This window comes from Lederbergia citrea (genome assembly GCF_018343525.1).
Taxonomy (GTDB): domain Bacteria; phylum Bacillota; class Bacilli; order Bacillales; family Bacillaceae_C; genus Lederbergia; species Lederbergia citrea.
Genome location: NZ_JAGYPH010000003.1, coordinates 360,604 through 372,891, shown reverse-complemented (window position 1 = coordinate 372,891; position 12,288 = coordinate 360,604). Strand labels below are relative to the sequence as shown.

Annotated in this window: 13 protein-coding genes and 2 other annotated features (1 of these 15 only partly in view); of the genes, 8 read left to right on the top strand and 5 right to left on the bottom strand. The window is 41.2% G+C overall.

Features of this window, described 5'->3' with window-relative positions; genetic code table 11:
- Positions 1–49: 49 nt before the first annotated feature.
- Positions 50–2,062 (bottom strand): penicillin-binding transpeptidase domain-containing protein, encoded by a 2,013-nt coding sequence (locus tag KHA88_RS16325; RefSeq protein WP_213122508.1) that lies wholly within the window; start codon positions 2,060–2,062, stop codon positions 50–52.
- A 113-nt stretch (positions 2,063–2,175) separates the two neighbouring features.
- Here KHA88_RS16325 and KHA88_RS16320 point away from each other — a divergent pair, with 113 nt between their 5' ends.
- From KHA88_RS16320 to KHA88_RS16295, 6 genes are all read left to right on the top strand, one after another.
- On the top strand, positions 2,176–3,105 hold the full coding sequence (locus KHA88_RS16320) for a manganese-dependent inorganic pyrophosphatase (RefSeq protein WP_213122507.1): 930 nt from the start codon (positions 2,176–2,178) through the stop codon (positions 3,103–3,105).
- A gap of 184 nt (positions 3,106–3,289) precedes the next feature.
- Positions 3,290–4,111 (top strand): prephenate dehydratase, encoded by an 822-nt coding sequence (gene pheA, locus KHA88_RS16315; protein ID WP_213108354.1) that lies wholly within the window; start codon positions 3,290–3,292, stop codon positions 4,109–4,111.
- Positions 4,112–4,136: 25 nt separating this feature from the next.
- On the top strand, positions 4,137–4,865 hold the full coding sequence (locus KHA88_RS16310) for a DsbA family oxidoreductase (protein ID WP_213108353.1): 729 nt from the start codon (positions 4,137–4,139) through the stop codon (positions 4,863–4,865).
- 139 nt (positions 4,866–5,004) lie between these two features.
- Positions 5,005–5,733, top strand: coding sequence for a molybdate ABC transporter substrate-binding protein (gene modA / locus KHA88_RS16305; protein ID WP_213108484.1), 729 nt, complete (start codon positions 5,005–5,007; stop codon positions 5,731–5,733).
- Positions 5,733–6,389, top strand: coding sequence for a molybdate ABC transporter permease subunit (gene modB, locus KHA88_RS16300; RefSeq protein WP_213108352.1), 657 nt, complete (start codon positions 5,733–5,735; stop codon positions 6,387–6,389). The genes modA and modB overlap by 1 nt, the downstream gene beginning before the upstream one ends.
- 19 nt (positions 6,390–6,408) lie before the next feature.
- On the top strand, positions 6,409–6,597 hold the full coding sequence (locus KHA88_RS16295; RefSeq protein ID WP_213108351.1) for a hypothetical protein: 189 nt from the start codon (positions 6,409–6,411) through the stop codon (positions 6,595–6,597).
- A gap of 17 nt (positions 6,598–6,614) precedes the next feature.
- Here KHA88_RS16295 and KHA88_RS16290 read toward each other — a convergent pair whose 3' ends face one another.
- Genes KHA88_RS16290 through KHA88_RS16275 form a run of 4 tightly spaced genes read right to left on the bottom strand, consistent with a single transcriptional unit; the run spans position 6,615 to position 9,490 of the window.
- A complete protein-coding gene (locus tag KHA88_RS16290; protein ID WP_213122506.1) occupies positions 6,615–7,076 on the bottom strand; it encodes a threonine/serine exporter family protein in 462 nt (153 codons plus the stop codon).
- 22 nt (positions 7,077–7,098) lie between these two features.
- Positions 7,099–7,857 (bottom strand): threonine/serine exporter family protein, encoded by a 759-nt coding sequence (locus KHA88_RS16285; protein ID WP_213122505.1) that lies wholly within the window; start codon positions 7,855–7,857, stop codon positions 7,099–7,101.
- A gap of 4 nt (positions 7,858–7,861) precedes the next feature.
- Positions 7,862–8,770, bottom strand: coding sequence for a sensor histidine kinase (locus tag KHA88_RS16280; RefSeq protein WP_249308695.1), 909 nt, complete (start codon positions 8,768–8,770; stop codon positions 7,862–7,864).
- Between the two features lie 18 nt (positions 8,771–8,788).
- The gene (locus tag KHA88_RS16275; protein WP_213099121.1) at positions 8,789–9,490 is read right to left on the bottom strand and encodes a LytR/AlgR family response regulator transcription factor; all 702 of its coding nucleotides are present in this window, start codon (positions 9,488–9,490) and stop codon (positions 8,789–8,791) included.
- Between the two features lie 179 nt (positions 9,491–9,669).
- Between KHA88_RS16275 and KHA88_RS16270 the strand changes: the two genes are divergently transcribed.
- On the top strand, positions 9,670–10,416 hold the full coding sequence (locus KHA88_RS16270; protein ID WP_213099122.1) for an ABC transporter ATP-binding protein: 747 nt from the start codon (positions 9,670–9,672) through the stop codon (positions 10,414–10,416).
- Complete coding sequence (locus KHA88_RS16265) at positions 10,409–11,572, top strand: ABC transporter permease (RefSeq protein ID WP_213099123.1); 1,164 nt, start codon at positions 10,409–10,411, stop codon at positions 11,570–11,572. The genes KHA88_RS16270 and KHA88_RS16265 overlap by 8 nt, the downstream gene beginning before the upstream one ends.
- Positions 11,573–11,622: 50 nt before the next feature.
- Positions 11,623–11,873, top strand: a binding site (T-box leader).
- Between the two features lie 222 nt (positions 11,874–12,095).
- Positions 12,096–12,288 (top strand) — a binding site (T-box leader); it runs 54 nt beyond the window's last position.

Below are 12,288 nucleotides of genomic sequence, written 5' to 3'. Positions count from 1 at the left end.
TAAAGACCCACGTAACTAAAGTTACGTGGGTCCTATTGATCACCATAAATTATGGCCTTATTTTATTAAATACATTTTTTACTTTCTCAACGACTAGCCCGGATCCGCCGTTTTCTTCTACTCCTTCAACCATCATCGCGATTAATAGTTCTGGTTTTTCGGGATTGTAGGCTACGAACCAGCCATTTTCTTTACCTTTTTCACCTTGCTTTTCTTTCGCAAGCTCAGCTGTACCAGTTTTGCCTGCGAGGGGGAATCCTTGGATTCTAGCACCTCGGGCGGTTCCGTGTGGATCCTCAACAACTTTTCTAAGTGCTGTATTTAATTTTCCTGCTTGTTCTTCATTGACAAGCTTTTCCTTCCAAATTTGGCCATGTTCTTCACTAGCCAGCAATATTGGTTTAATCATATTGCCTTTATTTATGAACGGTGTATAGGTGCTTGCCAAATGCAGAACATTCATTTCTACCTGGGCTTGACCATAGCTTGAGTCAGCTAAAGCCATCTCTGAGTTGATGTTTCCAATCGTTGATGTCTCCATTGGAAATAAGTAAGATAATTCCTCTTCGAAGCCAAAATCTTTCAACCCAGCAATAAATTTATCCTTGCCAAGCTCAAGGGTCGTTTGTGCAAAATAAATATTGTCCGAATAAATCAATGCTTTTTCTAAATCGATTGGTACTCCTGGATTAGATACTCTTTTTACCCTGTAGTTACCCCATGATTCATCTTTTTTCCATGTTAAATCATCAATTTTTAATGCTTTTTGCCAATCAATCGTACCTTCATTTAATCCGATGGCAGCGGTAATTGGCTTAATCACGGATCCAGGTGCAAAGGTTGAATTAAATCGGTTCAATAACGGATTGTTCTTATCTTCTTGCAATGATTTCCACTGTTCATTCGTTGCACCTAAAGTAAGGGTGTTCGGATTATAGCTTGGGCTGCTCACTAAGGCGAGTGTCTCTCCTGTCAGAGGATTCAAAGCTGAAGCCGTTCCAGGCTTGCCGCCAAGTTCATCGAAAATCATTTGTTGAATAGTGCCATCAATTGTCAGCTGGACGTCTTCACCGTCTTTCACAGACTTTTCGGCAAGGACAACCTCAGTTCCATCTTCTTTATTGATGACAATTTTAACACCGGATTCTCCTCTTAAGCGGTCTTCAAGTACTTTTTCCAATCCTCTTTTTCCGATTAGATCGGTGCTTGAATAGCCCTTGCCTTTATTCTTTTCCAATTCGTCTGCCGTGATTGCTCCAACATTCCCGGTTAAATGAGCAGCAGCTTCTCCTAATGGATACACCCTTGCTTCAACCTCTTTCCGTTGGACACCTGGGATTTTCCCCAATTGTTCACGCAACTCCTTGTCATTCTCTGCAATCACTTTAATCGGAACAAAGTGTTCAGGCTGAACCCATGAGGCTCCTAATGCTTTTTCGATCTGTTCAGTGCTAACTCCTAATAAATTCGATACTTTTTTGATAATCTCTTTTTCTTGGTCTTTCATTTCAATAGGAACCAAACCGATTTCGATTGCAATCCCGTTTTCGGCAAGTCCATTACCATTGATATCTATAATACTGCCCCGTTTAGCTGATGTAGTAGGAAGCGAGATTTTATCCCCTTCTTGTAGTTCGGGGAAAATAAAAGTCGTGTCCCAATTCAGAAACCAATTTTTTGTTTCATCAATTTCTTCATTTACAAGTTCAGCTTCGTGATCAAAGGCAATCTCTCCAGCAAGACTATCCATTTTTACTGAAAAAGGGAGTTTGACCTGTTCTTCTTTTGTGTCCTCTAAATCTTCCGGCTTTTCGTATTGTACAACTAGATTCTTTATCTCTAAGTCTTCATATATTTTTGTGTAACGATTCGTAAAATCTTCTTTTGAAATTGTTGCTTGTGCCTCTGCTGATAGGTAATCATACATCTTGTCAAACTTTTGATCGTTCCATAGCTTTACATATTCAGCAAATCGATTTTCCGGTTTTGGTTTATCCTTATTACAACCAGAAATGATAATAGTGAAAGTTAATAGAAATAAGATGATTAAATACTTTTTCATATGTACGCCTCCCATTAATATAATTGTAACATTAATTGACTTCATTTTTTATGCTAAAATAGAGCTAGCGAAGGGGGTCTCTCCTTCAATTACATATAGCAAGGAGACGAATCATGGAGAAAATTCTTATTTTTGGGCATAAAAACCCTGATACGGATTCAATTTGTTCAGCAATCGTTTATGCAGATGTAAAGACAAAGCTTGGATTAAATGTGGAAGCTGTACGTCTCGGAGAAGTAAACGGTGAAACGCAGTTTGCTTTAGATTATTTTCAAGCAACAGCACCACGTCAAGTCGCGACAGTTGCGGACGAAACGAATAAAGTCATTTTAGTTGACCACAACGAGTGTCAGCAAAGTGCGGACGATATTGGTCTCGTACAAGTGGTAGAAGTGATTGACCATCACAGAATCGCAAACTTTGAAACAACTGACCCGCTATATTTCCGTGCTGAGCCTGTTGGCTGTACTGCAACCATTTTGAAAAAAATCTACAAGGAAAATAATTTAGAAATCAGTAAACAAATGGCAGGGCTTATGCTATCCGCCATCATTTCAGATTCTTTATTGTTTAAATCGCCAACATGTACGGAAGAAGACATTGCAGCTGCTCGTGAACTAGCAGAAATTGCTGGCGTGGACGCAGAGGCTTATGGACTCGATATGCTTAAAGCTGGAGCGGACGTAAGCAGTAAAACAGTTGACCAACTGCTTTCACTGGATGCAAAAGAATTCAAAATGGGCAATGCAAGAGTAGAAATCGCCCAAGTGAATGCGATTGGTGTTGAGGAAGTACTTGGACGAAAAGCAGAAATTGAAGAGGCATTATCACAGCTCGTTGCTGAGAAAAAACTCGATTTATTCTTGTTTGTCGTTACGGATATTTTGACGAACGATTCAACTGCAATCGCAGTCGGCCAAGCAGCAAAAACAGTTGAGCAAGCATTCAATGTGACGCTAGATGATAATAAAGCGGTGCTTAAAGGTGTTGTATCTCGTAAAAAACAAATCGTGCCTCCATTGACGGAAGCGTTGAATAAGTAATTGTGGAAGGGCAGCTATTGCTGTCCTTTTTATGTGCTCTTTATTCAAGCAAGTTTATGTTCACCACGTCGCAAAGCAGCAGGGGATTAGCCGAAGCGATTTTTCAGCTGCTTTACTGTCCTTTTTCTTCGAATTATATTATAATTTTGAGAATTCGAAGTAGATAAAAAGGAGTTTGTTCATTTTGAAAGTAGCTTATTTAGGACCTAGAGGAACTTTTTCAGAAGAAGCGGCAATGCGTTATTTTTCAAATACAGATATTGAGCCGATCCCGTATGGGAATATAGTGGACGTGCTCGAAGCGGTAGATGAGCAGCAAGTGGAAAAAGGAATTGTACCGATTGAAAATGCAATCGAAGGCACAATTACGATGACAACCGATGGTTTAGTGAATTACGATGTGTGGATCGAAGGGGAAGCCATTCTACCTGTTAAATTACATTTATTGATGGTAAAAGGGGCAAGTTTGGAAACTATAAAGGAAATATGGTCGATTCCGCCCGCATTGGCCCAGTGCAGAAAATTCACGAAGGAAATACAAGCCGAAACCAAGCATTACAGCAGTACCGCAAATGCGGCTGAGTCTGTTCGGATAGAGGGCAGGGAGGATGTTGGTGCAGTAGCGTCTGAATGGGCTGCAAAAACATTTGATTTGGACATTGCAAAAAGAGATATCCACGATCATGAATGCAATTCAACGAGATTTCTAATCGTTTCAAAACTTCAAAATGAAGTACGGAATGTGTCTAAATCGATGCTTTTGATTACGCCTACTGAAGACCGTCCCGGCTTGCTGGCGATTATCTTAAACGTTTTTTCATCGCTCGGAGTCAACCTCACATGGATCGAATCACGACCAACGAAGAAAAAATTAGGTACATATCGATTTTTCATTGAAGCGGCACTGGGTATAGAAGAGGACAACTTGAAAAAAGCTATCGCCATTTTGGAAACATACGGCCATCATGTCCGTGTTCTTGGCAGCTATGATGCTAAAAGGTTATAAAAGAAAGTAAAAACGAGGTGTAGAGATGAAAATAGAAGTATGGTCTGATTTTGTATGTCCGTTTTGCTATATAGGGAAACGTCGGCTTGAAGAAGCGCTATCGAATTTTCCTCATCGCGATCAAGTGGAAGTGGAATTTAAAAGCTATGAACTAGACCCGAATTCTCCAAAGGACAGCAATCAAAAAATCCATGAAGTACTCGCGGCTAAATATGGCATGAGTGTAGAAGAAGCTAAAAGAACGAACGAAGGAATTGGTCAGCAAGCTGCAAGCGTCGGCTTGACGTTCAATTTTGACAATATGAAACCAACGAATACGTTTGATGCACATAGGCTCGTACATTTCGCCAAGACAAAAGGTAAGGATAGCGAGCTCACGGAGAAATTACTATATGCTTATTTTACAGAATCGAAGAATTTAAGTGACAAAGATACACTCGCGGATATTGCTGCAACAGCGGGACTTGAGCGAGAAGAAGCAACCGGCATTCTTAACGATGAACAGGCTTATGCTGATGACGTACGATATGATGAAAATACCGCCCAGCAAATTGGAGTGCGTGGCGTACCGTTTTTTGTAATCAATCAAAAATACGCGATTTCCGGTGCTCAGCCCCCTGAAACGTTTCTCGGAGCACTTGAAAAAGTATGGCAGGAAGAAAATGCCGCTCCTGTTCTTCAGGATTTATCTGGAGATGCCGATGATGCGAGTTGTGTAGATGGCAACTGTGCAATTCCAAGTGAAAAAGAATAAATTGATGAAGCCGACTCTTCCAAGGGTCGGTTTTTATTATGACATTTCCTGTAGATTCCTTTATAGTAGAATCAGTAGATTATTGGGAGGATGGCAGGCATTGAAAGGTTTTAGGTTAATATTAATATTAATTTTGTTGATGACTTTAATGACAGCTTGTCAGCCCGCGAATAAAAAAGTAGAATTGACCATTTCAGCGGCCGCCAGTTTACAGGAAGCTCTAGGTGAAATAAAAAATACTTTTGAAAAAGACCATCCAAATACAAAAATCCTTTATAATTTTGGCGGGTCAGGAGCCTTAAAGCAGCAGATTTCTCAAGGGGCTCCCGTCGATTTATTCTTCTCAGCAGCAGTCGATAAATTTGATGAACTAGTTAATGAAGGTCTAATTGAAAAACAGAACTCAACAATATTGATAGGGAACGATCTCGTGCTCATTGTTCCTGCTGAATCGAGCGAGACTATTCAGTCGTTGGCGGATTTACTGGGGATAGATAAACTGGCCATTGGTACTCCAGACTCAGTACCTGCCGGGAAATACGCGGAGGAAGCGTTGGAAGCTGAAGGTGTCTTGAAAGCGGTCAGCAAGAAATTGGTTTACACAAAGGATGTCCGGCAAGTACTTACATATGTTGAATCAGGCAATGTGGATGCAGGGATCGTATATAGGACGGATGCACTTTCATCCAATAAAGTAAGAATCGCAGCGGCAATTGACGAAAAAATGCATGAACCAATTGTTTACCCACTTGGCATTGTAAAGACCAGCAAATATCAGGATGAAGCCACGACTTTTTATCAATATTTACAAAGTGAAGAGGCGCTAACCGTTCTGAAAAAGTATGGTTTTAAAGGATTGGAAGAATAATGGCAACTGATTTTTGGTCTCCGATAAAATTATCACTGGAAGTTGCGTGTATTTCTGGTTTAATCGTTTTGGTTTTTGGAGTTTTAGTAGCCAGATTTATGGCGCAAACTGATTTTAAAGGAAAAACGATTGTAGAAACGGCGATTCTGTTGCCTTTAGTATTATCACCTTCAGTAATTGGGTTTTTATTAATCTTTGCCTTTGGTAAAAATAGTCCGTTTGGACAAGTGATAGAATGGTTTTTTAACAAGCCAGTCATGTTCACATGGTGGGCCGCTGTGATCGCCTCGTCGGTAGTGGCACTTCCGCTCATGTACCAATCTGCGAAGACTGGGTTTGAAAGTGTGGATAAAGATATTGAAGAAGCAGCACTCGTCGATGGGGCCGGACATTGGTTGGCTTTTTTGTATGTTACAATACCGCTGTCTTTTAAAGCAATCATTTCAGGAGGCATTTTAAGCTTTGCGAGAGCGCTCGGTGAGTTCGGAGCTACACTAATGTTTGCCGGAAATATTCCTGGTAAAACGCAAACGATTCCAACGGCCATCTATGTCGCCATTGAATCTGGTAATATGAAAATGGCGTGGTTATGGGTGGGATGTACAATCCTTATCTCGATCGCCATGCTTATGGCTGTAAAGCTAGTTAAGCCATGAAGAAACGGGAGGTTTAATAATGAAAAAATATTTTTTAATTCGTATTCTCGTAGTATTTTTATACATAGCTGTTCTTTGGTATGGCTTGAAAGTGCAAACGAATGTCGGCTATATTGTAATCGCGGTTGGCATGATCCTCGGTTTGATCATCAACTATATTAACTACCGGGTAAATTTCAAAGGAAGATTGGATCAAAACAAGAAATAAAAGAGCAAACTCTCCAGTTATCCGCTGGAGAGTTTGTTCATTAAGTATCTTACACTTTTCAACACGAATTGCACAAACACCTCCGCAAACACGAGTCCCATGGCTATCGCTCCTGATATGATAAAAGCTTTCGTTGCAAGCGGAATGGCACCAGAATAATCATTACTGACGACGTGGCGCATCGCATCATAGGCAGATCCCCCAGGTACGAGGGGGATAATGCCTGCCACAATGAAAATAATGATTGGTGTTTTATAACGTCTTGCCATCACATGCCCAATCAACGAAACGGTAAAAGCTCCAGAGAAGGCGGCCTGGACAACATCTACACCAGCATCAGACATCACGATGTAGACAATCCATCCGATCATCCCAACGAGCCCGCATTGAACCAAGGATTTCTTTGGTGCGTTAAAAATGATTCCGAAGCCTGTGGCTGCGATGAAGCTTAATATTAGATGGGTAAGAAAATAAGACATAGGCAATCTCCTTCCGCAATTATCATAGCCATAACGAAAACACGACAGCCACTCCCGCGCCTATCGCAAATGCAGTTAAAAAGGCTTCTGCTCCTTTGGAGACGCCCGATACGAAATGGCCTGCCATGAGATCGCGGATGGCATTGGTAATTAAGAGCCCTGGTACAAGCGGCATAACTGACGCGATGACAATCAAATCAAGCTCAAGGCCGAAACCGGCTTTCACCATAAACAGCGCCAACAGCCCGATAACAAACGCTGCCGAAAAATCGGCGAATAATTTTACCTTTGTAGAATGTTGAGTAAGCAGAAGTATTGAGAAACCTGTACCGCCGACGAGCAATGCAGGTGTGAAATCTGACCAATTACCTTTGAACATAATCAAAAAACTACCGCTTGCAAGAGCTGCTGCAATAATCTGAAGCCAGATTGGGAATGACAGATTCGCTTCGTCCACGTTTTTTAGCTCTAAAAAAGCCTCTCTAGCTGTTAGTTCCTTGCTCGCCATTCTTCGGGAAATGTCGTTTACTTTTGCAATTTTCTCTAAATCCGTGCCCCGTTCACTGATCCGGACAAAATGAGTGGGGTTTAGGCCTTCCAATGAAAAAATGATTCCTGTAGGCGTCACGAAGCTCTGGCTTTCCGGCAAGCCACATGATGAAGCCATACGCAACATCGTATCTTCCACACGATATGTCTCTGCACCGCTTTGCATCATAATCCTGCCAGCTAAAAGACATGTTTCTACGACTGTCTGCTCATCGCATTGATTATTTTCCAAGTTGTTAACCCCCGTTTTGCATATCAGGAATTTTAATTTTTAATGTAAAATTGTTTTCGGCTGCAATAAAATCAAGAACACCATGATGCTTTTTCACTATCCGCATGATTTGCTGTGTTCCGATACCTTCGTGGCTTCCACCCTTTGTTGTGTGTGCCCGTTTTGTATAGATTCGTTCGATCGTCTCATTTTCGAGTGGCATGGTATGATTCTTACAAGTAATGATCCAAAAGCCGGTTTGTTTCCTGCTATGGAAGACAATTTCTGCCTGCTTTTTCGTTTTAGTTTGATATTCTTCAGCAGCTTCCAGCGCATTTGTTAACATATTACTAATAAAAGACACAAGTTCATAGTCAGAAAGGGGAAGACCGGATACAGCTTGTTGTATATGATAGTCCAGCGAAATCCCTTTGTCCCGCGCTTGGTCATGATAGGAAAAAAGAACGCCCGCCCCGACATTGGATTCCCCTCGTAATAAGTCATCTATTTCCGTATAGCGATCACGAATTTCATTTTTATATGTATCTATATTTTCCGTATGCTGAAGTACGGCCGTATACTTTTGCAAATCATGTCGCTGCTGTCTTAGCTCATGTAATAAGTTTGTTTGCTGCTCATAGTTTCCAATCATCGCCTTATTTTTATCCATCTCTGAGCGGAAACTTAAAGACATGAACTTCAATGCCCCAAGCTGCAATAATAATCCAACTGTTATGTAAGGTGAATCTGTTAAAATGGCAGCTAATAACCAAGATGAATGCATCCCGGCAGTAATGACCTTCCAAGAACAAGGAACTGGTTTTCTATTAAATTCAAACAGCTGCCATATTGCTCCTGGTACAAGCAGGCCCGTCATCATAAGACTGTTTATCGAAGCTGTCCACACAATGGCAACAATCCATGGAATGAGCATGATCAAGGGCTTCACACCTCAAAAATAATATTTTTGTAAATAATCCATTTTCTCTTTCGTCAGCATCGCGATTTGCTTCGTGCCTTCAAAAGAGACGCTATATGACTTTTTTGTATAAATAGAAAAGCTTTTTACATAGTGCAAATTAATAAGGAACGAGCGGTGTGAGCGGATGAAATTATTCTCGCGCAAGCTTCCTTCGAGTTCATTCATTGTTAAGTATGCTTCATATGTATCATTGATTGTATGTATGGTTGTTGAACGGCCAGTACGTTCCGCAAAAATGATATCTTTTTTCGGGATCATTTCAATATGTCCTTTTTGCTTAAGGATAAGCCTTCCTGTCAGGTTGCCGGCATGCTGTTTTTCCCTGTATTTATTGAGCGCCTGCAGTAATCGTTCCTTTTTATACGGCTTTAAAATATAATCATGAACATTCAGCTCAAAGGCATGGACTGCGTACCCACTTTTAGCTGTGACAAAAATGACCGTAATGAGCAGCCCGTGTGTCTGAATCAAGTCTGCGAGTTCATATCCAGAAATCCCTGGCATTTCGATATCCGCGATTAATAAATCAATTTCGTTTTTTTGTATCTCTTTATAAGCTTCTTCAGGATTTGTTGTGGCAAAAATAAGTTTAACATCCTCTTCGCCTTCTAAAATAAACTTCAATTTATCAAGGTCAATGTCCCTGTCATCCACAATACCCACTTTGATCATCCGATGACGTCTCCTTTTACCATACTATTCCATATTATAAAACATTTTCGTAAAAGCCGCTGATGAAGTTTTTCGCCCCATTCGCGACATGTAACTCCCTTTTCGCGACCGGATGGCAGACGAAGATGAGGTTTAGTCTTACAATACAATTAAGAATCACGGATAAGGAGATGAACGGCATGATTGTTGTTGATAAGGTTTCCAAACAATTTAAAGATAAAAAGCAAATAGTAAAAGCCGTCGATTATATTTCACTGGACATTAAAAAAGGGCATGTTGTCGGCTTGATTGGAGAAAATGGAGCTGGAAAAACGACGTTGCTTCGCATGCTTTGCACGTTAATTGAACCAGATGAAGGGACGGTCACGCTCGAAGGCCAGAATATTTTTGAACATAAAGAGCGGGTGCGTTCACGGTTGGGTGTCCTCTTTGGGTCAGAAACTGGCTTGTATAATAGATTGACAGCACGTGAGAATTTAGAGTATTTCGGCAACCTGTACGGGATGACATCACATGATATTAAAAATCAAATAGAAATGCTTGCGAAGCGGTTCGGCATGCGGAAGTACTTGGATCGAAAAGTGGAAGGCTTCTCTAAAGGTATGAAACAAAAAGTTGCGATTGCACGTACGCTTATCCATGATCCGGATATTGTCCTGTTCGATGAGCCAACGACAGGGCTTGATATTACTTCTTCAAACATTTTCCGAGAGTTCATTTACCAGTATAAAAGTGAAGGGAAAACGATTGTGTTTTCCACTCATATTATGGACGAAATTGCTCAGCTTTGTGAAGATGTCATTATGATCCATAAAGGCCAGTTGGTCTATCAGGGCGGTCTTGAAGAGCTTTACGCACAAGAAAACAGCCGCGATCTCAACTATTTATTCACATCTAAAGTTGTCAGGGGTGATCTATATGTTTAAAACAATTTTTTTAAAAGAAATGAAAGATGTTCTTCGGGATAAACGAAGCATTACGTTGCTAGTACTTTTTCCAATTTTGATGATGGCTGGGCTGACCATTTTCTATGATAAAATTCTAACTTCCGATCATGAAGATGAGTTTACGATGGCGGTCGAATCAGGTACAGATTCAGAATTGCTTGCACAGATAGGTACCTATTTGCCGACTTTTACGATTGAAACCTATAGTGATGTACAAAAAGCAGTCGAAAATAAAGAGGTTCAGATTGGGCTCGCTCTCGATCCTGAATGGAAAGGGAAACTTGAATTACAGGAAACAGTCCCAGTTAAAATCATCTTCGATCCGGGCAGCCAAGATTCTTCCAAGGCATCTACTTTAGCCATGGCAGCATTCACCAAATGGCAGCAAGATACTGTTCAACTTCGTCTAGCGGGACAAAATATTGACAGCAGTGTGGTCGAAGTTTTCCAGATTGAAGCAAAAGCGACGAAAGATGAAGATAATGCGATAGCATCATTTATGCTCGCTATTTTGATACCTTTGCTAATTCCTATTGCCATCGCCAACGGCTCGTATCCGTCAGCAACAGAGCTTTTTGCGGGGGAGAAAGAGAAGAAAACGATTGAAGCACTTCTTATTACGCCGGTAAAACCAATGAAAATATTAATCGCAAAATGGTTAACCATTGCACTGCTCGGTATTTTTACAGGACTCCTATGCGTTGGGGTAATAAGCTTACTCATGAACTTTACAACAGAATTGAAAAAAGGGCTGGCAACCATTATAAATCCAGCTGAATTTGTGACCATGAGCCTTGTGTTAATTATCCTGTTTGCTATATTCATTGCTGAAGTGCAAATGATTTTAAGTATGCTGGCAAATTCGGTAAAAGAAGCGGGCTACTATATTACACCGGTGATCGGTATTATTACATTCCCGATGTTATTCATGTTTTTTGCTGGTGAAACTTTAAATCTTCCACTCTATTTGGCGCCGGTTATGAACTTATTCTTGTTCGTCCGTGATGCTTTTAGCGGCCAGTTGACTGCAAGTGCATTTGCGATTGCAGCCGGAAGCTATGTACTGCTCATTGCTTTTCTTTTTCCAATCGCTGTAAAGCTTTTTGGCAACCATCGGTTAATGCTCGGAAAATAATGGTTGACATTACCGAATATTTTTAATATTATCATTATCAACTAATAAAAAATTAGGCAATGATGAAGAGTAGTAGCCTGTGTGTCACTGTAGAGAGCCGGTGGTTGGTGCAAACCGGTGTGTACGTACAGAGGAATGGACTTCTGAGCTTCCAAACCGAACCTTCATGTAAGGAGTAGGCTTTGGCGAAAATCCCGTCGTTACAAGGGAACCCCCATGTGTGTGATCAATATGCATGCGTGAGGTTGAGAGAGCTGTTTTTCAGCTAAAAAAGGTGGCACCGCGGTCCTTCGTCCTTTGGATGAGGGGCCTTTTTGCGTGGAAAAGCGGAAGGCGCCTACAAAGGAACATCAGCTAAGAGCGCCACGTCCTTTGGCAACGCCGATGTGACCCGCATCCTGCGGGCCTCCGACAAGCACAAGACAAGCGCTGACAGAAGGCGTCTTTTGCCTTCCGAAGCGATTGGCTTGTGACCTCGAGGGGCTGGCGACTGTAGCTAGACAATTCGAAAAATAAAATATGTACAAAAACGTTGATCAAGAAGAGTAAGTCTAATGATTTCGGAACAGAGAACCGGTGATGGTGGGAATCCGGTGCGAAAGCTTAGACTGAATGGACTTGTGAGTGGTTTCCTGAAAATATAGTAGGGAAACACGGTTTTCCGCCGTTATATGGATAGGGCATCGGAATTGTTCCCGTGCCTGAATGAGAAAGGC